At 72.1% G+C, this 23,270-nt stretch carries 15 protein-coding genes; 8 read left to right on the top strand and 7 right to left on the bottom strand.

The features are described 5' to 3' along the window. Nucleotides 1-3 precede the first annotated feature (3 nt). A complete protein-coding gene (locus tag OG521_35045) occupies nt 4-927 on the top strand; it encodes a hypothetical protein (GenBank protein WUW25699.1) in 924 nt (307 codons plus the stop codon). 88 nt (nt 928-1,015) lie between these two features. On the opposite strand, the gene OG521_35040 is transcribed toward OG521_35045, so the two are convergent. Beyond that, on the bottom strand, nt 1,016-2,086 hold the full coding sequence (locus tag OG521_35040; GenBank protein ID WUW25698.1) for a lactonase family protein: 1,071 nt from the start codon (nt 2,084-2,086) through the stop codon (nt 1,016-1,018). A 103-nt stretch (nt 2,087-2,189) separates the two neighbouring features. Continuing rightward, nucleotides 2,190-3,698: an FUSC family protein gene (locus OG521_35035; protein WUW25697.1), complete on the bottom strand. Its 1,509-nt coding sequence runs from the start codon at nt 3,696-3,698 to the stop codon at nt 2,190-2,192. Nucleotides 3,699-4,076: 378 nt separating this feature from the next. Between OG521_35035 and OG521_35030 the strand changes: the two genes are divergently transcribed. The 3 genes from OG521_35030 to OG521_35020 all read left to right on the top strand — a co-directional run bounded on the left by OG521_35030 (nt 4,077) and on the right by OG521_35020 (nt 6,648). After that, a complete protein-coding gene (locus tag OG521_35030; GenBank protein ID WUW25696.1) occupies nt 4,077-4,667 on the top strand; it encodes a lytic polysaccharide monooxygenase in 591 nt (196 codons plus the stop codon). Between the two features lie 81 nt (nt 4,668-4,748). After that, nucleotides 4,749-5,234: an Lrp/AsnC family transcriptional regulator gene (locus OG521_35025; protein ID WUW25695.1), complete on the top strand. Its 486-nt coding sequence runs from the start codon at nt 4,749-4,751 to the stop codon at nt 5,232-5,234. 283 nt (nt 5,235-5,517) lie between these two features. After that, nucleotides 5,518-6,648: a serine/threonine protein kinase gene (locus OG521_35020; GenBank protein WUW25694.1), complete on the top strand. Its 1,131-nt coding sequence runs from the start codon at nt 5,518-5,520 to the stop codon at nt 6,646-6,648. A 33-nt stretch (nt 6,649-6,681) separates the two neighbouring features. Here OG521_35020 and OG521_35015 read toward each other — a convergent pair whose 3' ends face one another. Both OG521_35015 and OG521_35010 read right to left on the bottom strand, forming a co-directional pair. Then, the gene (locus tag OG521_35015; GenBank protein WUW25693.1) at nt 6,682-7,674 is read right to left on the bottom strand and encodes an aldo/keto reductase; all 993 of its coding nucleotides are present in this window, start codon (nt 7,672-7,674) and stop codon (nt 6,682-6,684) included. A gap of 31 nt (nt 7,675-7,705) precedes the next feature. After that, nucleotides 7,706-8,620, bottom strand: coding sequence for an oxidoreductase (locus OG521_35010; GenBank protein WUW25692.1), 915 nt, complete (start codon nt 8,618-8,620; stop codon nt 7,706-7,708). A gap of 487 nt (nt 8,621-9,107) precedes the next feature. On the opposite strand from OG521_35010, the gene OG521_35005 reads away from it, so the two are divergent. Then, nucleotides 9,108-12,587 carry a M28 family peptidase gene (locus OG521_35005; GenBank protein WUW26905.1) on the top strand — a complete coding sequence of 1,160 codons (3,480 nt, stop codon included), beginning with the start codon at nt 9,108-9,110 and terminating at the stop codon, nt 12,585-12,587. A 64-nt stretch (nt 12,588-12,651) separates the two neighbouring features. Beyond that, complete coding sequence (locus OG521_35000; protein ID WUW25691.1) at nt 12,652-13,776, top strand: FAD-dependent monooxygenase; 1,125 nt, start codon at nt 12,652-12,654, stop codon at nt 13,774-13,776. 28 nt (nt 13,777-13,804) lie between these two features. Here OG521_35000 and OG521_34995 read toward each other — a convergent pair whose 3' ends face one another. Next, nucleotides 13,805-15,223: a helix-turn-helix transcriptional regulator gene (locus OG521_34995; protein ID WUW25690.1), complete on the bottom strand. Its 1,419-nt coding sequence runs from the start codon at nt 15,221-15,223 to the stop codon at nt 13,805-13,807. Between the two features lie 486 nt (nt 15,224-15,709). Here OG521_34995 and OG521_34990 point away from each other — a divergent pair, with 486 nt between their 5' ends. Continuing rightward, nucleotides 15,710-17,893 carry a discoidin domain-containing protein gene (locus OG521_34990; protein WUW25689.1) on the top strand — a complete coding sequence of 728 codons (2,184 nt, stop codon included), beginning with the start codon at nt 15,710-15,712 and terminating at the stop codon, nt 17,891-17,893. 76 nt (nt 17,894-17,969) lie between these two features. Here OG521_34990 and OG521_34985 read toward each other — a convergent pair whose 3' ends face one another. Further along, nucleotides 17,970-20,564 carry a SpoIIE family protein phosphatase gene (locus OG521_34985; protein WUW25688.1) on the bottom strand — a complete coding sequence of 865 codons (2,595 nt, stop codon included), beginning with the start codon at nt 20,562-20,564 and terminating at the stop codon, nt 17,970-17,972. Nucleotides 20,565-21,193: 629 nt separating this feature from the next. Between OG521_34985 and OG521_34980 the strand changes: the two genes are divergently transcribed. Further along, nucleotides 21,194-22,507, top strand: a complete 1,314-nt coding sequence (locus OG521_34980) for a geranylgeranyl reductase family protein (GenBank protein ID WUW25687.1) — start codon at nt 21,194-21,196, stop codon at nt 22,505-22,507. A gap of 75 nt (nt 22,508-22,582) precedes the next feature. On the opposite strand, the gene OG521_34975 is transcribed toward OG521_34980, so the two are convergent. Next, the gene (locus OG521_34975) at nt 22,583-23,251 is read right to left on the bottom strand and encodes a TetR/AcrR family transcriptional regulator (protein ID WUW25686.1); all 669 of its coding nucleotides are present in this window, start codon (nt 23,249-23,251) and stop codon (nt 22,583-22,585) included. Between the last annotated feature and the right edge of the window lie 19 nt (nt 23,252-23,270).

The following is a 23,270-nucleotide window of genomic DNA, read 5'->3' as shown; positions in this document are numbered from 1 at the left end:
GCCATGAGCACCCCCACTGGGCCCGCTTCCGGCCTGCCTGTACGAATGCCGCGACCTCGCCAGTCCGGACGGCACCGCCGCCCGGAGCCCGTGGTCGCGCCTGAGGGCGCTGCCGCGCTCGTTCTCGCCGTTCCCGGTACCCCCTCCCCGGCCAGCCGCAGTCTGGCCGAAGAGGTGATCAGCATTGCCCGTTCCGAGCTGCCCGGCCTGAACGCCCTGATCGGTTATCTCGACGGCGACGATGCCGAGTACCCCACCCTTGCCTCCGTTCTCGCGCACTCCGCCGCCGAGCGTGTCGCGCGCTTCGAGCAGGCGCAGGCCGCCGGCCGTGAGGTCGCCGAGCCCGCCGGTCCGGCCGCCGTCGTGGTGCCGCTGCTCGCGGGCCCCGACGGCACCCTGGTGCAGCGGATACGCCGCGCGATCGAGGACAGCCGGGCCCAGGCCGAGCTGACCGATGTGCTCGGACCGCACCCGCTGCTCGCCGAGGCGCTGCACGTACGCCTCTCCGAGGCCGGTCTGGCCCGCGCGGACCGCGCGAGGCTCTTCACCGTGGCCACGGCCGCCGACGGCATCGTGCTGGCCACGGTGGGCGGCGAGGAGGCCGTTCAGGCCGCCGGGATCACCGGCATGCTGCTGGCCGCGCGGCTCGCCGTGCCGGTGATGGCCGCCGCGCTCGACGTCGAGGGCTCGGTCGCCTCGATCGCCGACCAGCTGAAGGGCTCCGGCTCGCAGCAGCTGGCCGTGGCCCCGTACCTGGTGGGCCCCGAGGTCGCCGACGGCCTGCTGGACGCCGCGGCGAAGGAGGCCGGCTGCGCGAGCGCGGAGCCGCTCGGCGCGTACCCGGCGATCGGCAAGCTGGTGCTGTCGATGTACACGAGCGCGCTCGGGATCGCTCCCCCGGTGGCGCAGGGGGCCCAGGCCCACTGATCGATCCGCAGGTCCGGCGGCCGGGTGCGCCGTCGGCGGCACGCCGATGCCCCGGGACCCTTCGAGGGTCCCGGGGCATCGGTGGTTGTCAGGCGAAGATCACGCAGGAGGGTGCCTGGACGTCCAGGGACCCTTCCGGGGCCGGGATGCCGGTGGCCGGGTCCACGGCGAACCAGGCGACGTTCCCGGACCGCTCGTTGGCGGCGTACAGCCGCCGTCCGCTGGGGTCGAGGGCGAGGTCGCGCGGCCAGTGCCCGCCGCAGCTCACCGTCGTGACCAGGGACGCCTGCTCGCCCGTGGCGTCGAGGGCGAGCACGGAGATGCTGTCGTGGCCGCGGTTGGCCGCCCACAGGAACCGGCCGTCATGGGCGACGACGACCTCGGACGGGTAGCTCTGCCCGCCGTCGCCGCCACTCGCCCCGGCGGGCAGCACGGACGTCTCGCCGACGGCCTCCAGGGTTCCGGCCGCGGCGTCCCACCGGCACACCGTGACCGTGGGCTCCAGCTCGTTCAGCACATAGGCGTGGGCGCCCGCCGGGTGGAAGGCGAGGTGGCGCGGGCCGGTGCCGGGGCGCAGCACCGTCTCACCGTGCAGGCGCAGCTCCCCGGTGTCCGGGTCGAGTGCGCAGATCCGTACCGAGTCGGTGCCGAGGTCGACGCTGAGCACCCAGTTCCCCGACGGGTCGGGGAGGACCTGGTGGGCGTGGGGTTCCTGCTGGCGGGCGGTGACCGGACCACTGCCCTCGTGGGTGAGCACGGTGCCGGCAGCGCCGAGGGAACCGTCCGCGAGCACGGGCAGGACGGTGACACTGCCGGAGCCGTAGTTGGCGGTGACGACATGGCCGGCCGCGAGGGCCAGGTGGGTGGGGCCGTTGCCCTCGACCGGTCGGATGTCCCCGAGCGGCCGCGGCACGTCGTGGCTGATGTCGAGGGCGCCTGCCGCCCCCTTCTCGGTCTCGCTGACCGCGTACAGGACCGCGCCGCCGGGGCCCGTGCCCCGGCCGAGGGCGAGGTAGGAGGGGTCGGGTACGACGTCCGTCGTGCCGAGGACGGTGAGCGCCCCGGTCTCCTGGTCCACGGCGGCGACGGTGATACCCCGTCCGCCCGCCGAGGTGAACGACCCGATGAATGCCCGTCCGGCACCGTTGCTGCTGTCCACCGCACTGCCTCTCTCCGCCGACTGATCGCGACGGCGGCGGCCGCCGCGATCTTCCGCGGCGACCGTAGCAGTGCCCGGCTGCGGTCTAGACCAGGGGTGCGGGTCAGGCCGGGACGAGGGGTGCGCGGGGCGGGGCGTGCAGGGGTGCGGCCAGTTCGGCGAGGGCCCGCTCCAGGCCGTGCAGGTGGGCGAGGGCGGGTTCGGTGACCGCCGGGTGGGCCGGGAGGCCGGCGGCAGGGGCGGTACGGGCCGGCCGTTCGGAGGCGGTGAGCGCCTCCACGGCGTTCTCGACGCGCCAGCAGGCCGCGGCGAGCCGGGCGTCGTGGGAGGCTTCCGGGTCCGCCGCGACGGAGGCCAGTCCGCGCACCTCGCGCGCACAGTCGTCCAGCAGCGCGAGCACGTGCCCGGCCCGGGCCCTGCGGGCGCGCAGCGGGCTCAGGGGGTGGACCAGCGGGGCCAGCGAGAGACGGACGCGGCCGAGCAGCGCCTCCAGCTCGGCGACGCGCGGCGCCGGGTCGGCGCCGGCCGAGCCGGAGAGCCGGGCGGCGGCCTCCTCGGTGCAGGCGTGGACGCAGCGCAGCGCCCGCTGGATCCAGGCGTCGGTCGTGGCGTGCGTGGTGACGGGCAGCACGACGAGCACCGCGAGCATCGCGCCGAGCGCGCCGACGGCCGTCTCGCCGAGCCGCAGCGCGAGCAGGCCCGGGTCGAGCACCCCCAGGGAGCCGTAGAGCGCCCCGGCCATCACCGTCACGGAGAGCATCATCCAGGTGTAGGAGACCGCCGCGGTGTAGAAGATCCCGAAGACCCCGGCCGCGACGAGGAGCGCGGTGGGTACCGGAGCTCCGTGCAGCGGGACGACGACGGCCAGGCCGACGGGGATGCCGATCAGCGTGCCCAGGACCCGGCGGAAGCCGCGTACCAGCGTCTCGCCGCGTGAGGCGGTGTTCACGAAGACCCACCAGGTGGCACCGACGGCCCAGTACCAGCGCTGGTCGGACATGAGCTGTCCCGCCAGGAGCGCGACGGTTCCGCCGGCGGTCGCCTGGATCGCCTGCCGCGTGGTGACCCTGGCCAGGCCCGCGCCCATGACCGGGGCGGGCACGGTGGGCGCGGTCAGCCGGCGTTCGTAGCACCACAGCCCGAAGCGGACGGCCGAGGAGGAGAGCAGCGAGAGGGCGACCGCGGAGTAGAGCTCGGGGAGCTGTCCGGGGAGGGTGTGGAGGAACTGCGTGGTGAAGAAGGCCATGAAGGCGAACACACCGAGGGAGTGTCCGCGCGGTCCCCACCGCCGCGCGTAGACGCCCGCGCCCATGACCGCGAGGAAGGCCGCGTCGCGTGCGGCGGGGTGGTCGTGGAGCAGGGCGGCGAGCGCGAGCACCGGGAAGCCGACGGCGGGCAGCAGGGCGGTGGTGACGGCCTGGCCGCGGACGGTGGGATCGGTCACCGTGAACAGGGCGAGGAGCGCGGCCAGCCCGCCGGTGATGGCCGCGACCAGGGAGTGTCCGGCCAGGCCGCACACCGTCACCGCGAGGCCGATGCCGAGGACGGCCCGGGCGGCGAACCTCAGCCGCAGCCGCCCGGGGTCCCGGGCCACGAACGCTCTCTTCAGCACTGCTACTCCCCGCCTCCGTCCGCCGGCTCCGCTCACCGGCATGAAAAAGGCGCCGCGGAATCCGCAGCGCCATCGACAGGTACATCAGAGCATCCGGAGGCCTGTTGGCTCAAATTGACACCGGAAGACTGGACCAATGGCACAGTAGTCAGCCACCCCTGAGCGCCACCGGCCGACCAACGGACCACCGCCCGGCGCACCCCGTCGCAACGACGCCGCCCGGCCCGTCCCGGCACGGCACCTCACAAACCCTCCCCCGGGCCGGTGACAGCACCCCTCGCGCATGGTGTGGACATGATGAGTTGACATCACTACGCTCACCCTTGGTCTAGACCGCAGAACCCTCCGGACATCACCCCACATCTCCAGGAGCGACGTATGCGCAGAAAGATCACTTCCTTACTGGCCGGGCTCGGCCTGGCCGGCGTGGCGCTGTTCGCCACCTCCGGCAGCGCCCAGAGCCACGGCTACACCGACTCCCCCATCAGCCGCCAGCAGCTCTGCGGCATCGGCACCGTCAAGCACTGCGGCCAGATCCAGTGGGAGCCCCCGAGCGTCGAGGGCCCCAAGGGATTCCCCACGCGCGGACCGGCCGACGGCCACATCTGCGCGGGCGGCATCGGCCGCTTCTCGGAGCTCGACGACCCGCGGGGCGGCGCCTGGCCCGCCACCCGGGTCACCGCCGGACAGAACTACACGTTCAACTGGCGGATCGAGGCCCGGCACGCCACGACCGACTTCCGCTACTACATCACCAAGGACGGCTACGACCCGGCCCGGCCGCTCACCCGGGCCGACCTGGAACCGCAGCCGTTCCTCACCGTGCCCTTCGGCGGCCGGCTGCCCGGCTCGACGGTGACCCACTCGGGTGTGCTGCCGCAGAAGTCCGGCAAGCACCTGATCCTCGGCGTGTGGACGATCTCCGACACCGGCAACGCCTTCTACGCCTGCTCCGACGTGCAGTTCTGACACTCCGCCGCCATGGCCCGGCGGTGCGCCGTTGGTACAGTCGCTGCCCCGACCGACGTACCACGGAGAGGCCGGCGGACCATGGCGGTGGACGCGCTCGACACCCGGATCCTGCGGCTGCTCATCGAGCAGCCGCAGACGAGCGTGCGCGAGTACGCGCGGATCCTGTCCATCGCCCGGGGCACCCTCCAGGCCCGTATCGACCGGCTGGAGCGGGACGGTGTGATCACCGGCAGCGGTCCCTTCCTCTCCCCCGCAGCCCTCGGCCACCCGGTGCTCGCCTTCGTGCACCTGGAGGTGACGCAGGGGCATCTGGACGATGTGGGCGAGGCGCTCGCCGCCGTGCCGGAGATCGTCGAGGCCTTCTCGACCACCGGCGGCGGTGATCTCCTGACCCGGGTGGTGGCCCGGGACAACGGGCATCTGGAGGACGTGATCCAGCGGCTGATCCAGCTGCCCGGCGTGGTCAGGACCCGGACCGAGGTGGCCCTGCGCGAACGGGTTCCGCACCGGTTGCTGCCCCTGGTCGAAGCGGTAGGCCGGGCGGCGGCATCCGACCGGGGATGACCCGCCGAGAACATGACCGCCTCGGACGTCTCCGGTCTGGCGCCCCGTCACCGCGCGGGCGGCCGGGCCCGGATGACGGGCGGTCGACCGGGGGTCCGCGCGCCGGATATCCTGATCATGCCGTGTGCTCCCACCCCGCCCCTCGTTCCCGGCGAGGCCGCCGCGGCGGCCGAAGCGGTCCCCGGCCGGAACTGTCCGAGATACCCGAGCTATGCGAGATAGGTGTGCACAGGTGCTGGTTGCTGGTCGGTACCGATTGATATCCGCCATCGGCCGTGGCGGGATGGGTGAGGTGTGGCGGGCCACGGACGAGATCCTCGGCCGGGCCGTCGCCGTGAAGCTGCTGCTGGGGGAGCACGCCGACGAGTCGGCGACCGCCCGGTTCCGGCTGGAGGCCCAGACCGCCGCCCGGCTCAGCCATCCGCATCTGGTGGCGGTGTTCGACTTCGGGTCGTGGGAGGACCGTCTCTTCCTGGTGATGGAGCTGGTCGAGGGCCGGAGCCTGTCCGATCTCCTCCTGGCGCAGGAGCGGCTGGGACCGGAGCAGGTCGCCCGGATCGCCGGCCAGGCGGCCGCCGGACTGGCCGCGGCCCACCGGCAGGGCATCGTCCACCGGGACATCAAGCCGGGAAACCTGATGCTGGACGCCGAGGGCTCCGTCAAGATCGGCGACTTCGGCATCGCCCAGTTCGTCGACGACCCCTCGGCCGCCCTCACCACGACCGGCCACATCGTCGGCACGAGTCTCTACCTCGCCCCCGAACGGGCCCTCGGCCGCACGGCCGGTGCCGCGTCGGACATGTACTCCCTCGGCTGCGTCGTCTACCAACTGCTGCTCGGTCAGCCGCCGTTCCGCTCGGACACCGCGACCGCGACCCTGTACCAGCACGTGGACACACCGCCGACGCCGCTGCGGCAGCGCGGCGTCGAGATGTCCGCGGCCTTCGACTCCTACCTCCTCGGCCTGCTCGCGAAGCAGCCCGAGGAGCGGCCGAGTGCCCAGCAGGTCGCCGACTGGTTCCTCAGCGAGGCCTGGCGGGGGCAGGCGGAGCCGCTGCCGCAGCACCGGCCCGCTCCCCCGCGTGCCGCGTCCCCGGCCTACGCGCCGACGACGGCACCGCCCGCCGTGCCCGGCCGGCACTCCGGCGCGGACTCCGGTGCCCCGACGACGTACCGGCTGCCCCAGGCGCAGGGCCACGGGCGGCGGGCAGCGGGCCGGTCCCGCAACAGCAGGCGGCGCAGCACCAGAGAGGCGATCAGACGCAGACCCCGCGTGGCCAGCGCCATCGCGGGCACGATCGCCTTCCTCGCCGCCGTCTACCTGGGCATGAGCCTGTTCTCCCCCGACTCCAGCTCGGCCACCACACCTCAGGACAGCGGAACGACGAGCGGGTCCGTCTCGCCCGCGCCGTGACGGGAGCGGCGCGGGCGAGGAGCCGGGGACCGGCTACCAGCGACCGTGGACGGACGCGCGGATCCTGCGGTCGTAGAGGTCCCGCACCGCGTCGGCCGTGCTCCGCGGCAGCGGACCCTGTGCCGCGGCCGCCGCGTTGCCCAGGGCCTGCTCCACGGAGCGCGCTCCGGGGATGACCGCGGTGACGCCGGGCTGCTGGATGATCCAGCGCAGCGCGGTCTGCGCGGGAGTCGCGCCGTCCGGAGCGAGCCCGGCGAACTCTGCGGCGGCGGCCACCCCGGTGCCGTAGTCGACTCCGGAGAAGGTCTCGCCCTGGTCGAACGCCTCACCGTGCCGGTTGTACGTGCGGTGGTCCTCGGGTGCGAAGACGGTGTCCGCGGTGTACCTGCCGGACAGCAGCCCGGAGGCGAGCGGCACCCGGGCGATGATGCCGACCCCCGCCGCGCGCGCGGCGGGGAGCACCTCGTCCAGGGGCTTGAGCCGGAACGGGTTGAGGATGATCTGGACGCTCGCGACACCGGGCCGGGCGATGGCGGTCAGCGCCTCGGCACACGTTTCGGCACTCACCCCGTAGGCGGCGATCCGCTCCTCGGCGACCATCGTGTCGAGCGCGTCGTAGACCTCGTCCGAGGAGTAGACGGCCGTCGGCGGGCAGTGCAGCTGTACGAGGTCGAGGGTGTCGACCCCGAGGTTGGCCCGCGAGCGGTCGTTCCACGTACGGAAGTTGTCCAGGACGTAGTTCTCCGGCACCTGATCGGCGCGCCGGCCCATCTTCGTCGCGACGAGGACGCCCGTGTCGGGGCGCTCCTTCAGATAGCGGCCGATGAGCTGTTCGCTGCGGCCGTCCCCGTACACGTCGGCGGTGTCGAAGAAGGTGACGCCGCCTTCGACGGCGGCGTCGAGCACGCCGAAGGCATCGGCCTCACGCACCTCGCCCCAGTCTCCGCCGAGCTGCCATGTGCCCTGTCCGACGACCGATACGTCCCGTCCGGTCCTGCCCAGTTCGCGCTGCTCCATGAGGATCATGCTACGTCCGCCGGGGCCCGGGCCGCCCTGATCAGCCGGCGTCCCGGCCGAGCTCGGCGAGTCGGCGGACCTCCTCGTCGGTGAGCCGCAGGGCGCCTGCCGCCACGTTGGCCTCCAGGTGGTCGGGGTCGCCCGTGCCCGGGATGGCGAGGACGTGCGGGGCGCGCTGGAGGGTCCATGCCAGCCGGACCTGGGCGGGCGAGGCGTCGTGGGCCCGGGCGACGTCGAGCAGAGCCTCGTCCTCCGCCGACCGGTCGGCTCCCGACTGTCCGGCGTCGCCGGCGATCGAGTAGAACGGCACGAAGGCGATGCCCAGCTCGCCGCAGGTCCGCAGCACCTCCTCGGCGTCGGCGCGGCGGGTGCCGATGCCGTACCGGTTCTGCACACAGACGACCGGTGCGATGGCGAGGGCCTCGGCTATCTGCTCGGGCCAGACGTTGGAGAGTCCCAGGTGGCGGATGAACCCCTCCTTCTGCAGTTCGGCCAGAGCGCCGAAGGACTCGGCGATCGGGGCCGGGCCGTTCACCCGGAGGTTCACCACGTCGAGGTGGTCGCGGCCGAGCTGGCGGAGGTTCTCCTCGACCTGCCCGCGCAGTTGCCCGGGCCGGGCCCAGTCCAGCCAGTCGCCCGAAGGCCCGCGGCCGGGGCCGACCTTGGTCGCGATGACCAGGTCGTCGGTGTAGGGCCCCAGGGCACTGTTGATCAGCTCGTTGGCCGAGCGCCGCGGCGAGAAGTAGAAGGCGGCGGTGTCGATGTGGTTCACACCGAGCTCAACGGCCCGGCGCAGCACCGCGACGGCCCGGTCGCGGTCGTGCGGGCCGCGGTCGTCGCCGAACGCCGCACCGTTCTGGGTCAGGCGCATGGCGCCGAACCCGATCCGGTTGACGGTCAGGTCGCCGAGCTGCCAGGTGCCGGCAGCCGCTGCGGTGATGAGGTGCGAAGTCAAGGGCGTGATGCCTTCCTCGAAGGAGTGCTGGACAAGGGGGTGCCGAACCGGAAGGCCAAGCGGTGAATGACAGAGGTCTTGCGCCGAGGGATGGAATCGTGATACCTTCGCCTCAACATCCGTGCTACTTGCACCACTTGGCGCGGATGCAGAATAGAGCAAGCCCGTCGGTTCGTCCAGCCCCGCCCTCCTCCCCCGCACCACGAGGAGGGTTTTTCGCTGTCCGGCCACCCTCCGCGGCGATGGCTTTCCTGTGCGCCGGCTGTGCGATCCCACAGGTCCGACTTGACCAGACTTGCCAAGTCCCCCCGAGGAGCCCGCAGTTCGTTGACGAGGTCATGGCGACGTGTGAGTGTTCGGTCGCCCGATCACGGACACCACCTGGGCGGACGGCCCGCGCCGGCCGAACGGGCGGGTGCGTCTCCCCACGCCGCTGCCCGTGACCGAGGTCCCCACGAACCGAGGAGCCTCGATGAAACGCAGACCGATGACGGCCGGGACAACCCTGGCCGTCCTCGCCGGAATGCTGGTCGTCACGAGCGGCCAGTCAGCTTCTGCAGAACCGTCGCCCCCGTCCCCGACTCCCCTGTCGGCCGCCGTGTCGGCCGCCGACCGGGCCGCGGCCGGCGGTCTCGACACCCTGGCCAAGGGACCCGAGGAACGGTACGAGCGAAAGACGGTGACCCCCTGGGTCAACGGGCTCTACTCCGTCGCGTACGAACGCACCTACCGCGGCCTTCCGGTCGTCGGCGGGGACGCCGTCGTGGTCTCCGACTCCAAGGGGCACATCCGCGGATCCCAGTCGGCCCTCTCCCGGCGCGTCAACGTGCCGACCACCGCGACCGTCCCGGCCAGGACGGCCGAGGCCACCTCGCGCAAGCGGCTCCGCTCGGTGGAGCGGGTCGACAGCCACCGGCTGGTCGTCCGGGCCACCGGCACGAAGACCCGGCTGGCCTGGGAGACCGTACTCACCGGCCGGACCGGCAAGGCCCCCAGCCGCCTGCACGTCTTCGTCGACGCGGGTACCGGCGCGGTGCTCGACAGCTATGACGACGTCAAGGCCGGCACCGGCAACAGCCAGTGGAACGGCCCGTCCCCGCTCTCCATCAACACGACGTCCTCCGGCGGAAGTTACTCCCTGCGCGACCCGGGACGCCCCGGGCTGACCTGCGCCGACTACAGCACCGGGAGCGTCTTATCCAAGTCGAGCGACTCCTGGGGAACCGGCAGCGCCTCCAGCAAGGAGACGGGCTGCGTCGACGTCATGTGGGCGGCCCAGCACGAGTGGGACATGCTGCGCGACTGGCTGGGGCGCAACGGCCACGACGGCAACGGCCGCAGCTGGCCGGTCAAGGTCGGGCTCAACGACGTGAACGCCTACTGGGACGGCTCCACCGTCTCCATCGGCCACAACAACGCCAACCAGTGGATCGGCGCCATGGACGTCGTGGGCCATGAGTTCGGCCACGGCATCGACCAGTACACACCCGGCGGCGCCAACAACGAGTCCGGGCTCGGCGAGGCCACCGGCGACATCATGGGGGCGCTCACCGAGGCGTACACCAACGAGCCCGCCCCGTACGACGACCCGGACTACACCGTCGGCGAGAAGATCAACCTCGTGGGCAACGGGCCGATCCGGATCATGTACAACCCGGGACAGATCGGCGACCCGAACTGCTACAGCTCCGCCATACCCGGCACCGAGGAGCACGCGGCGGCCGGTCCCCTCAACCACTGGTTCTATCTGCTCGCCGAGGGCTCGAACCCCGGCGGCGGCAAGCCGTCCAGCCCCACCTGCAACAGCTCCACCGTCACCGGAGTGGGCATCCAGAGCGCGGGCAAGGTCTTCTACGGCGGCATGCTGCTCAAGACCAGCGGCATGACGTACAAGCGCTACCGCACCGCCACACTGACCTCGGCCAAGAACCTCGACGCCACCTGTGTGCTGTACAACCGGACGAAGGCGGCCTGGGACGCGGTGAGCGTCCCCGCCCAGAGCGGTGACCCCACCTGCACCCCGAGCGGCAACAACGACTTCTCGCTGTCGCTCGACCCGGCATCCGGCTCGGTGAAGCAGGGCAGTTCGGTGACGGCCACGGTCAGGACGACCGTGACCTCCGGCAGCGCACAGACGGTGAGCCTGTCGGCGACCGGACAGCCGAGCGGTGTGTCCGTCGCCTTCAGCCCGTCCTCGGTCCAGTCCGGCGCGACCTCGGCGATGACCGTCTCGACGACATCGGCCGCCGCACCCGGGACGTACACCCTCACCGTGAAGGGCGCGGGCACCCAGGACCACACCGTCCAGTACACCCTGACCGTCGGTGACGGCGGCAATCCGGGCGGCACGGCCCCCGACATCAGCGTCGCCAACGTCCAGGCGCACCTCACGCAGCTGAACACGATCGCCACCCAGAACGGCGGCAACCGGCGGGCCGGCAGCGCCGGTTACACCGCCTCGCTCGCCTATGTGAAGGGCAAGCTTCAGGCGGCCGGCTACACCGTCAGCGAGCAGACCTGCACCACCTGCACCTACCGGGGCAACAACCTGATCGCGGACTGGCCGGGCGGTCCCGCCGACCGCACCGTGATGTTCGGCGCCCACCTGGACGGGGTCGCCGCCGGTCCCGGCATCAACGACAACGGCTCCGGTTCCGCGACCCTGCTGGAGAACGCGCTCGCCCTGGCCCAGCAGAACCCGACGATGACCAAGCATGTGCGCTTCGCCTGGTGGAACGGCGAGGAGCAGGGTCTGGAGGGCTCCGAGTACTACGTCGGTCAGCTCACCGCCGCCCAGCGGGCCGCCATCAACGCCTACTACAACTTCGACATGGTCGCCTCGACGAACGGCGGCTACTTCATCAACAACCTCAACTCGGCGGCCTCGGCCCCGATGAAGGAGTACTGGACCTCGCTCGGCCTGGCCCCGGAGGAGAACATCGAGGGCCAGGGCCGCTCGGACGACTACTCGTTCCAGCAGGGCGGCATCGCCACCTCCGGTTACGCGACCGGTGCCAGTGACACCAAGTCCGCCGCACAGGCCACCAAGTGGGGCGGTACCGCGGGCCGTTCGTACGACCCCTGCTACCACCAGTCGTGCGACACCACCGCCAACATCAACGCGACCGCGCTCAACCGCAGCGCCGACGGGGTCGCCTACACCGTCTGGAAGACGGCGGTCGGCACCACCGCGCCCGCCGACGACTTCTCCGTCTCGGTGAACCCGGTCTCCGGCAGCGTCCAGCCGGGCGCGTCCGTCACCGCGACCGTGGCCACGGCCACCACAAGCGGCTCCGCGCAGAGCGTGCGGCTCAGCGCCTCCGGTGCGCCCAGCGGGGTCACCGTGTCCTTCGCCCCGGCCTCCGTGCAGTCGGGCGCCTCGTCCACGATGACCGTCTCCGCCGGGGCGCAGGTCACCGCGGGCACGTACAGCATCACCGTGACGGGGACGGGCACCGCCACCCACACCACCACGTACTCGCTGGTCGTCGGGGGCTCCAGCAGCTGCCAGGCCCGGCAGGTCGTCGCCAACGGCGGGTTCGAGAACGGCACGGCACCCTGGAGCCAGTCGGCCGGGGTCATCAACAACCGGACCTCCGAGAAGCCCGCGCACAGTGGCGCCTACCAGGCCTGGTTCGGCGGCTGGGGCAGCACGCACAGCGACACCGCCACGCAGTCGCTGACCGTACCGGCGGGCTGCTCGACCTACCGGCTGTCGTTCTACCTGAGCACCGACACCGACGAGTCGGCGGGCGACCCGACGGCCTACGACACGTTCACCGTGAAGCTGGGTTCCCGGACGCTGGCCACGTACTCGAACGTCGACGCGGGCAGCGGCTATGTCCAGCAGTCCTTCGACGTCGGCTCCGCCGCGGGGCAGACGGTGACGCTGGGGTTCACCAGTAAGGAGGACGCCTACCTGCAGACGAGCTTCGTCGTGGACGACGTGGCACTGGACGTCAGCTGATCAACTCCCGGAGGCCGTGGGGGCGGGGCGTGATCCACACGTCCCGCCCCGCTCCCGTCCCGGCATGAGATCCCGTATCGCTGTGATCGGCAGCGGCCCCGCAGGTCTGGCCTTCGCCCGTGTCCTCCACCGTCATGACCACCCCGTGACCGTCCTCGAACGCGATCCCTCCCGGGACGCCCGCCCGCCGGGCGGCACGCTGGACCTTCAGGAGGGACTGGGCCAGCGCGCGCTGGAGAAGGCGGGCGTGCTGGCGGAGTTCCGGGAGCTGTCCCGCCCCGAGGGGCAGGCCATGCGCATCCTGGACACGGACGGGACCGTGCTGCGCGACTGGCAGCCCCGTCCGGATGAGCGGGCGAATCCGGAGATCGACCGGGGCCAGCTCCGTGACCTGCTGCTCGGCCCCCTGGACGTCCAGTGGGGGCGGGAGGTGACGGAGGTCGTGCCGGGCGGCGGGGACGGCGCGCTGGTCCGCTTCGCGGACGGGCGGCAGGAGACCTTCGACCTCGTGGTCGGCGCGGACGGCGCCTGGTCCCGGGTCCGTCCGGCGCTCTCGCCCGTGACGCCGCAGTACACCGGTGTCACCTACGTCGAGACCTCCCTGGACGACATCGACACCCGCCACCCCGGCCTCGCCCGGCTGGTCGGCGACGGTTCCGTGGCGGCGTACGGCGTGAACCGCTCGATCGTCGCCCAGCGCAACAGCGGCGGCCACGTCAAGGTGTACGCCCAGTTCCGCACGGAGGAGGACCGGACCCCCCAAGGGGCGGCCGGCACCGATGCCGACGCCGTGCGATCGGGCCTGCTGGCACTGTTCGAGGGCTGGGCACCTCCCGTCCTCGACCTCCTCCGCCACGGCACGTCCTTCGTCCGCCGCCCCCTCCACACCCTTCCCGCGTCCCACACCTGGGCGCATGTCTCCGGGGTGACGCTCCTGGGCGACGCCGCCCACCTGATGCCCCCGCTGGGAGCGGGCGCGAACCTCGCGATGCTGGAGGGTGCCGAACTCGCCGAGTCCATCGCCTCCTCCGGCCCCGGGGATCTGGACGAGACCGTCCGCGCCTTCGAGGAACGGATGTGGACCCGGGCCGGCCGGTGGGCGAGCATCACGATCGCCGGCCTGGAACGCCTGGTGAGCCCGGACCCGTCCGCCGCCCTCGCCCTCTTCGACGACGTCCAGCCCTCCTGACCGGTTGCCGCGGACCCCCGGCGCCCGCTCAGCGGACCACCGCCGCCAGTCTGCGGACGAAGTCGTCCGTCTCCGGCCGTCGGGCCGTGCGGTCCGTGCGGCCGGCCAGTCTGGTGTGCAGGCCGCGCAGTTCCTGGCCGAGCAGCGTCGCGGGGTTCACCTCGGTGGTGTCGAGGACCGGGCCCGCCACAGCCTGCGCCGCCGCGGGGTCGCCGGCGCAGGCATGGGCGTCGGCCAGCCGCGCCAGGAACAGCATCCTCGCCGAGTGCATACCGGGCGGCAGCAGGCCGAGCGCGGTGCCCGCCGCCCCGACGGCACGGAGCGCGTAGCGGCGGTCGCCGGTGGCCGCGGCCAGATCGCGCAGCGCCCCGGCCGCGCCGGACTCCACCCGCAGACGCACGGAGGCGACGGAGAGCCAGGGTGCCTCCGTCTCGTCCCGTTCGCCGACCCGGTCCATCTGCGACCAGGCCCGGTCGATGTGGCCCAGGGTCCGGGCGGCGTCGCCCCGGACGGCGTGACCGCGCGCCTGGTACAGATCGCTCATGGCGCCCGCCCAGTGCCGGCCCGCGGCGGCCCGGCGGATCTCCTCGCCGTAGGCGAGCGCCGACGGGCCGTCACCCTCCAGCCGGGCAAGGGTGCTCATGTCGCTGAGCGCCGCGACCTCCGTCCCCACGTGACCGGCCATGGCGGCCCACACCAGGGAGCGGTCGAGCCAGGCCATCGCCGTCCCGTTGCGGCCCCACAGGAGCCGCAGGCAGCCCGCCGACTGCGCGTACTCGGCCGCGAGCGGCGCGAGCCGGCGCTGGTACGAGGCGGCGGGAAGCGCCATCCACCGGAGCATGGCGTGCAGGGTGCGCTCGACGACGGCGGTCGCTCCCGGCCAGGCGCGTTCCTCGTCGGCGCGCAGACAGACCGCGAGCAGGGCGGTCAGGGCGTGCACGGTGTCGTGGTCCAGGGCGGGCCGGGGCGAGGTGTCCGGGTCCAGGGCGCAGAAGACCGCGTGCAGCGCGATGACGTCGGTGAGCACGGGGACCGTGCAGCCGTCGCGGCCGTGGACCGGGCAGACGAGTCCGTAGGCGGGCAGGCTCACCGGCAGTACCGTCCCCGGCGGGAGCATCGCCAGGAGTTCCCCGCCCGCGGGTTCCCCGGGCAACGGGCCCCGGCGCGCGGGCGTCCGAGCCCCTCCCGCCCGCTCCTGCGCACCGGCGTCCTCGCACGCGGCCAGCAGGTCGCCGCCGGCGCCCAGAAGATCGTCCAGCCGGCCTGCCAGGGGCGGCGGTGTCCGGCGGCTGCCGTGCTCCAGTTTGCTGATGGCGGTGTGGTCGTAGCCGACGCGCGCGCCGACCTGTGCCTGGGTGAGGCCGGCCCGCCTGCGCCACTGACGTAACCGGACTCCGAACGATCTCCATGCCTCCGCGGTACGGGCGTCCGCCGGAACAGGGCCCATGCCCTCGGTCACCCGGAACCCCGTCGTCCCTGGTCAGGGACGCCACGCGTGCCACGCTCACGGCTCATGCCCCGGAGGATAGCGAGCGGCGGTGCCCGTTGTCCCCGGGGTGTCCGGAAGATGTCCGGTAACAGGCGCGGCGGTTTCCGGTAAGCGGATCCACCGACCCTTCACACCTGTCCACGGGAGCTGATCGGTTGCGGTGGCAACGACCCGCTTTCCTTCACTCACTCCGCGTGGCCGCAACATCATCCCCTGAATCGATGGTCCGTCAGATCCCTTACGGGGAAAGCCTCAAGGCTTCGGGAACTCGGTCAATCGTGAGGTATCAGTCATCATTTCTTGTTCTCAACAGAGCTCGGTGAAGCGGGTGTTGCACACCTATTGACGTGTGGGGACGCGAGGGAGAAGTATCCCCATCGGCCGGAGAGAGCGCTCTCCGGCTTCGTGTCGTGCACCCGTACCGCGACTCAGGAGAAAACCCCCATGTACGCACCCCCCTTGTTCCACAGACCCGCATCCTCGACGGGAAGGAGACGCACCGGCGTACTCGCCGCCGTCGCCGGTCTCGTCGTCTCGCTGCTGGCCTTCTCGCCGTCCACCCCGGCGAGCGCGGCACCCTCGCTGCTCTCGCAGGGCAAGACGGTGACCGCCTCCAGCCAGGAGAACTACGGCACCCCCGCCACGTCCGCCGTGGACGGCGACAACGGCACCCGCTGGTCCAGCGCGGCGGCCGACCCCCAGTGGATCAAGGTCGACCTGGGCTCCGCCGCCTCGGTCAGCCAGATCGCCCTGAAGTGGGAGACCGCCTACGCCAAGAGCTACAAGATCGAGTTCTCCACGGACAACAGCACCTGGAGCACCGCCTACTCGACCACCACGAGCCCGGGCGGCAACGAGACGCTGAACGTCTCCGGCACCGCCCGCTACGTCCGGCTCACCGGCACCACCCGGGCCACCCAGTACGGGTACTCGCTCTGGGAGTTCCAGGTGTTCGGCACCACCGGCGGCGGAGGCGGCCCGCAGATTCCCGGCGGCGGCGACCTCGGCCCGAACGTCCTGGTCTTCGACCCGTCGACGCCGGGCATCCAGGCCAAGGTCGACCAGATCTTCCAGCAGCAGGAGTCGGCGCAGTTCGGCACCGGCCGCTACGCGCTGATGTTCAAGCCGGGCACGTACAACAACATCAACGCCCAGATCGGCTTCTACACCCAGATCGCCGGCCTCGGGCTCAAGCCCGACGACACCACGTTCAACGGTGACGTGACCGTCGACGCGGGCTGGTTCAACGGAAACGCCACGCAGAACTTCTGGCGGTCCGCGGAGAACCTGGCGCTCAACCCCGTGAGCGGCACCGACCGCTGGGCCGTCTCGCAGGCCGCGCCCTTCCGCCGCATGCACGTCAAGGGCGGGCTCAACCTCGCCCCCAACGGCTACGGCTGGGCGAGCGGCGGGTACATCGCCGACAGCAAGATCGACGGCCAGGTCGGACCGTACTCGCAGCAGCAGTGGTACACCCGCGACAGCTCCATCGGCAGCTGGGGCAACGGCGTCTGGAACATGACGTTCTCCGGCGTCGAGGGCGCCCCCGCCCAGAGCTTCCCGAACCCCCCGTACACCACCCTCGACACCACGCCGGTCTCCCGCGAGAAGCCCTTCCTCTACCTGGACGGCAACGACTACAAGGTGTTCGTCCCCGCCAAGCGCACCAACGCGCGCGGTGTCTCGTGGAACGGCACTCCGCAGGGCGAGTCCATCCCGCTGAGCCAGTTCTACGTGGTCAAGCCGGGAGCCTCCGCCGCCACCATCAACGCGGCGGTGCAGCAGGGCCTGCACCTGCTGTTCACGCCCGGCATCTACCACGTCGACCAGACGATCAACATCGACCGCGCCAACACGGTCGTGCTCGGTCTGGGACTCGCGACGATCATCCCGGACAACGGGGTCACCGCCATCAAGGTCGGTGACGTGGACGGCGTGAAGCTCGCCGGACTGCTCGTCGACGCCGGTCCGCAGAACTCGCAGGTGCTGGTCCAGGTCGGCCCCGACGGGGCATCGGCCGACCACGCGGCGAACCCGACCACCGTCCAGGACGTGTTCGTCCGGGTCGGCGGCGCGGGAGCCGGCAAGGCCACCACCGGCATGGTCATCAACAACGACGACACGATCATCGACCACACCTGGCTGTGGCGCGCCGACCACGGCGACGGAGTGGGCTGGGAGACCAACCGCTCGGACTACGGTCTCCAGGTCAACGGTGACGACGTCCTGGCGACCGGCCTGTTCGTCGAGCACTTCAACAAGTACGACGTGCGGTGGTCCGGCGAGCGGGGCAAGACGATCTTCTTCCAGAACGAGAAGGCGTACGACGCCCCCAACCAGGCGGCCGTGCAGAACGGCAGCACCAAGGGGTTCGCGGCTTACAAGGTCGACGACTCCGTGAACACCCACGAGGGCTGGGGCCTGGGCAGCTACTGCTACTTCAACGTCGACCCGACGATCCGTCAGGACCACGGCTTCGAGGCACCGGTGAAGGCCGGCGTGAAGTTCCACGACCTGCTCGTCGTCTCCCTCGGCGGCCAGGGCCAGTACGAACACGTCATCAACAACACCGGATCTCCCACCTCCGGTACGTCCACCGTCCCCTCGAACGTGGTGTCGTTCCCCTGACCACACGTGTGAGGTGAACGAACCCTTGCGGGGCCCGGCAGTCACACTGCCGGGCCCCGTCCCGTCGGTGCGGCTGCTACCCGGGCGGCTCCGGTCCGTCGAGCGACTGCTCGGACCAGATGACCTTGCCGCGCTCGGTGTAGCGGGTGCCCCAGCGTTCGGCGAACTGGGCGACCAGGAACAGACCCCGCCCGCCCTCGTCCGTGGTCGCGGCGTAGCGCAGGTGCGGGGAGGTGCTGCTGCAGTCCGACACCTCGCAGATCAGGGCCCGGTCGTACAGGAGCCGCACGCTGATCGGCTCGGAGCCGTACCGGATCGCGTTGGTGACGAGTTCGCTCAGGATCAGTTCGGTGACGAAGCCCTCCTCGTCGAGGCCCCGGTCGGTGAGCCAGCGGATGGCCTCCTTGCGGACTCCGGCGACGGCCGACGGGTCGGGGGCCACCTCCCACTGGACGCGACGGGCCGGATCGAGGGTGCGGGTGCGGGCGACCAGGAGCGCGACGTCGTCCCCCGGGCGGTTGGACAGCAGGGCCTCCAGCACGTCGTCGCAGGTCTCCTCCGGTGTGCGGTCGCGGCCGGCCAGGGCTCCGCGCAGCTGCTCCATGCCCTCGTCGATGTCCTGGTCGCGGCGCTCCACCAGACCGTCCGTGTACAGCACCAAGCGGCTCCCCTCGGGCACCTCCAGCTCGGTCGCCTCGAAAGGCATGCCGCCGATGCCGAGCGGCAGACCGGCCGGGATCTCGGGGAACTCGACGGTGCCGTCGGGCAGGACGAGGGCAGGCCCGGGGTGACCGGCCCTGGCCACGCACACGCGCCCGGAGACCGCGTCGTAGATCGCGTACAGACAGGTGGCCCCGGTGATCGACCCGCCTCCGGCACCTTCGTCCTGGTCCATTCTGACGACGAGCTCGTCGAGGTGGCCGAGGAGTTCGTCGGGCGGCAGGTCCAGCGTGGAGAAGTTGTGCACCGTGGTGCGCAGCCGGCCCATGGTGGCCGCGGCGTGCAGACCGTGCCCGACGACGTCGCCGACGACGAGTGCCACCCGTGCGCCGGACAGCGGGATCACGTCGAACCAGTCGCCGCCCACCCCGGCCTGGGCCGGCAGGTAGCGGTAGGCGACGTCCAGGGCGTTCTGCTCGGGCAGGGCGCTCGGCAGCAGGCTGCGCTGGAGGGTCACCGCCATCTCGTGCTCACGGGTGTAGCGCCGGGCGTTGTCGACGCTGACGGCCGCCCGGGCCACCAGTTCCTCGGCGAAGGACAGGTCCTCGGCGTCGAAGGGGGCCTCGTTCTGCGCGCGCCAGAAGTTGGCCATGCCGAGGATGACGCCGCGCGCGTGCAGGGGTACGGAGAGCAGCGAGTGGAATCCGTACTCCAGGATCCGCGCGGACTGGGCGGGGTCGGGCAGGCGCCACTGGTGGGACGCGGTGAGGTCCGGCACCATCCAGGTGTGGCCGCTGCTGCTGCCGATGCCCTCGGCGCTGGTGGGCACGAAGCCGATGACGCGGCCCAGCGGATAGAGCGGATGGTCCGGGCCGACGCCGCTCACGGCGGTGCGGCGCACGTCCATCACATTGCCGGATGGTGCCTCCGGTTCCTCGCCGCGCAGGACGGAGTCGGCGAGGTCGACCGTCGCGCAGTCGGCGAATCCGGGGGCGGCGACCTCCGCCAGTTCCCGTGCGGTCGTGGTGATGTCGAGGGTGGTGCCGATGCGGGCCCCCGCCCGGTAGAGGAGCAGCAGCCGTTCCCGCACGGTCTCCGCCCGGCCGGTGACGACCTGCAGTTCCGTGGTGTCCCGCAGGGTGGCGACCGTGCCGGGCGGTCCGCCCCGCTGGCCGGTGGGGCGGAGGTTGACGGCCAGCAGCCGGTTCCCGGCGGGCCGCACCTCGTCCGTGGCGACCTGCCCGGAGGCCAGCAGTTCCGCGGTACGGGGGTTCAGCCCCAGGTCCGCCACGGCCCGGCCCTCGGCATCGGCGGGCAGGTCCAGGAGCCGGCGGGCCTCGTCGTTGGCCAGGGCCAGCCGGCCGTCGGCGCCGATGATCAGGACGCCCTCGCGGACCGAGTGCAGCACCGCGTCGTGGTGTTCGTACATCCGGGTCATCTCGGCCGGGCCGAGTCCGCGCGTCTGGCGGCCCAGCCGGCGGCTCACCAGGGCCGCGCCGCCCGCCGTGAGGGCGAGCGCGACCACCGCGGCGCCTGCGGCGAGCGGGATGCTGGGGTAGGCGAGCTTGTTCACGGTCTCGACCTTGATGCCGACGGACACGAGACCGGCGACCGTGCCGTCGGGCCGCTGCACCGGCACCACCGAGTTGACCGCGAGACCCCGGCTGGCGTTGACGGTCCGGGTGAAGCCGTCACCCTCCAGCGCCTCCTTGTAAGGCCCGAGGATGTGCTTCCCGATCAGTGCGATGTCGGGGTGGGTGTAGCGGATTCCGTTGGTCCCGGCGACGACGACGTACTCCACGCCGGTGCTCCGCCGGATCTCCTCGGCGCGTGGCTGCAGGAGCGCGGTGGGGTCCCTGGAGTCCAGGGCGGCCGCGATGCCGGGCCCGTGCGCGAAGGTCTCCGCGACGCTCAGCGACTTGGCCCGGGCCACGTTCATGCTGTCGCGTCTGCCCTGCACCACCAGGGCGATCACGGCGGTCGCGACGAGCAGCGCCACGATGCCCAGCATGAGGAAGAAGACCTGGCCGGCGACGGTACGGACGCTGAAGAGTGCGCGCAGCCTGCGTCCCGGTGAGGAGCGCCCGGGATTCGGGCCGGAGGGTGCAGGCTCGTCACCGCCCGGGCGTCCGTCATCGTGCCGATGCGGCTGCCGGGCGGAGCGGTGAAGCCACGTCCGGAACCGACCTGTACCACCCACATCTTCAGGTTTAACACGATTCGTCGCAGCCGCCTGTTCGAGGCACCGTGCCCTTCCTGGCCGCCGGATGTGTGAACGCCGCACCGGAGGGCATATGACAGGGACCGACAGGAGGTGGTGCAGTGGGCCGCATCAGGATCGTCCGACGTCCCCAGCTTCCTTCCAGGCCGCCGCCGCTCGATCTGCGCACCCCGTCGGGGCGCCCGCTGCCTTACTGACTTCCGCGCCGCTCTCTTCTTCGCCATCGGGACCGCACTCCGTGCGGTCCCGACCCGCGTTCCGGCGCCGGGCGGGCGGGACTTCCGGAACACGTCGCAGCCGACTGCCCGTGTGTTCCGGGGTGTTGATCACCCTGCCGCGGAGCGGTCCGAACCGGCAGGATGTCGGTGTACAGGGTCGCCGTCCGCGGGCGGCGCCGGCCGCCCCAGGAAAGGGTTCCCATGCGGGAAGCGCACGCAGACCAGTCCGCACCGGACGAAGGCTCCGCCGAGGAGGCCCAGGTGATCGTGGTGGGGGCGGGGCCGGCCGGCTCGTCCGCCGCCTTCCATCTCGCCAGAGCGGGCGTCGACGTGCTGTTGCTGGAGAAGTCCGCGTTCCCGCGGGAGAAGGTGTGCGGGGACGGCCTCACCCCGCGTGCCGTGCACCAGCTGATCCGGATGGGCATCGACATCTCGGCACCCGGCTGGACGCGGTCGCGCGGGATGCGCTGGGTGACCGGGGACCGGCAGGTGCAGATCGACTGGCCGTCACTGGGCGGCTACCCGGATTTCGGCCTCACCCGCAGCCGGCACGACTTCGACGACATCCTGGCCCGGCACGCGGTGGCCGCCGGGGCGCGGCTGCGCACCGGGGTGAAGGTGACGGATCCGGTGACCGACCGGGCGGGCCGGATCACCGGTGTCACCGCCGTGTCGGGGGCCGGGGAACCGGTGGTGCACCGCGCTCCGGTCGTCATCGCCGCGGACGGCGCCTCCGCGCGGCTCGCCCTCGCGATGGGGCTGCAGCGGGACGCGAAGCGGCAGATCGCCACGGCGGCCCGCCGCTACTACCGGAGCCCCGAGCGTTCCCGGGAGGAGTTCCTGGAGCTCTGGGCCGACCTCCGCTACCCCCGGAGCGACCACTTCCTGCCGGGGTACGGCTGGATCTTCCCGATGGGTGACGGCCGGGTCAACGTGGGTCTCGGTGCGATCCCCCACCACCGGCACGGCAAGGCAGACCTGCGGGCCACCCTGGACCGGTGGCTGGCGCGGACCCCGCAGGAGTGGGGACTGCGCGAGGAGAACGCCGAGGGGCCGGTGCGCAGCGCCGCGCTGCCCCTGGGCTTCAACCGGCATCCGCTGTACACGAGGGGGCTCCTCCTGGTCGGCGATTCGGGAGGCATGATCAGCCCGTGGAACGGTGAGGGCATCGGCCAGGCGATGGAGGCCGGCGAGGTCGCGGCCGAGTCGGCGGCGCTCGCCCTGGCCCTGCCGGCGGGTCCGAGGCGGGAGCGGGCGCTCCACCACTACCCCGTCGAGATGAACCGCCGCTGGGGCAGCTACTACCGGCTCGGCAACAAGGCGGCCGATCTGGTCTTCAGCAGGTCGGGTTTCCAGCCGGTGCTCAACCGGTACGTGATGAACTCGCCGTTCCTGCTGAACACCCTGGCCCGGCTGCTCACCAACCTGACGGACAAGCCCTCGCACGACGTGATCGACCACGTCCTGAACACGGCGGTACGCCTCGTCCCGGCTCCGGGCCCGCGCAGGCGCTGAGCCGCCCGGTCTCCGCCCGCCCCGGCCCGCTCCGGCGCGGGCGGAGACCCGTTCCGGTCCGTGCCGACCCGACTGTCAGGCCGCACCGGAGGGGGCCGGGCCGAAGGCGCGAAGGAAGGTGTCCACTCCCGCCTCCACGACCTTCGAGACGTCCGCCGGGTCGAGCGGACGGGTGCCCAGCGCGGTCATCGCCGGCACCTCCTCGTAGACGAGCGCAATGAACTGGTTGGCCGCCCGGACCGGGTCCTCGATCCGCAGGTGCCCGGCGTTCGCGAACCGGGCCAGCCGGCCCGCCAGGGCCTCGGTGAACTGGTTGGGTCCGCTGGCCCGTACCGCGTCGAAGAGGTCGGGGAAGCGCACGGCCTCCGCGTACAGCAGCCGGCGCACGGCCTCGGACTGCTCGTCGCAGTAGCAGTCGACGAGTTTGTGCGCCACGTCCTCGAGGCCGGGCCGCAGCTGTGCCGGGTCGGTGGGGAAGGCCGTCAGCACGTCGAGCGTCTTGGCGTTGGCCCGGGCCGCGGTCTCCGTCATGACGTACCGGAACAGATTCTCCTTCGACCCCAGGTGGTTGTAGATCGTCGGCTTGGAGACCCCGGCCTCGGCCGCGATCACGTCCAGGCTGGCCTGCGCGTAGCCGACCTGCGCGAACACCCGGAGGGCGGCCTCCACGATCGCCCGGCGCTTGTCCAGCCGCCCTCGGTCCGCCTGGCCACCGGCCGTCGTCATGTTCTCGCCGACACTCATGCCGTCATGCTACCGTGCC

It is taken from the genome of Streptomyces sp. NBC_01463 (genome assembly GCA_036227345.1).
In the GTDB taxonomy this organism is placed as follows: Bacteria; Actinomycetota; Actinomycetes; order Streptomycetales; family Streptomycetaceae; genus Streptomyces.
Note: the sequence above shows the minus strand (reverse complement) of the source record. Positions and strands in the feature narration are given on the sequence as shown.

Excerpts from the sequence above, each read along its gene's own strand:
- OG521_35045 (WUW25699.1), top strand. The coding sequence starts at position 4 with ATGAGCACCCCCACTGGGCCCGCTTCCGGCCTGCCTGTACGAATGCCG.
- OG521_35030 (WUW25696.1), top strand. The coding sequence starts at position 4,077 with ATGCGCAGAAAGATCACTTCCTTACTGGCCGGGCTCGGCCTGGCCGGC.
- OG521_35025 (WUW25695.1), top strand. The coding sequence starts at position 4,749 with ATGGCGGTGGACGCGCTCGACACCCGGATCCTGCGGCTGCTCATCGAG.
- OG521_35020 (WUW25694.1), top strand. The coding sequence starts at position 5,518 with ATGGGTGAGGTGTGGCGGGCCACGGACGAGATCCTCGGCCGGGCCGTC.
- OG521_35015 (WUW25693.1), bottom strand. The coding sequence starts at position 7,674 with ATGATCCTCATGGAGCAGCGCGAACTGGGCAGGACCGGACGGGACGTA.
- OG521_35005 (WUW26905.1), top strand. The coding sequence starts at position 9,108 with ATGACGGCCGGGACAACCCTGGCCGTCCTCGCCGGAATGCTGGTCGTC.
- OG521_35000 (WUW25691.1), top strand. The coding sequence starts at position 12,652 with ATGAGATCCCGTATCGCTGTGATCGGCAGCGGCCCCGCAGGTCTGGCC.
- OG521_34995 (WUW25690.1), bottom strand. The coding sequence starts at position 15,223 with ATGGGCCCTGTTCCGGCGGACGCCCGTACCGCGGAGGCATGGAGATCG.
- OG521_34990 (WUW25689.1), top strand. The coding sequence starts at position 15,710 with ATGTACGCACCCCCCTTGTTCCACAGACCCGCATCCTCGACGGGAAGG.
- OG521_34985 (WUW25688.1), bottom strand. The coding sequence starts at position 20,564 with ATGCTGGGCATCGTGGCGCTGCTCGTCGCGACCGCCGTGATCGCCCTG.
- OG521_34980 (WUW25687.1), top strand. The coding sequence starts at position 21,194 with ATGCGGGAAGCGCACGCAGACCAGTCCGCACCGGACGAAGGCTCCGCC.
- OG521_34975 (WUW25686.1), bottom strand. The coding sequence starts at position 23,251 with ATGAGTGTCGGCGAGAACATGACGACGGCCGGTGGCCAGGCGGACCGA.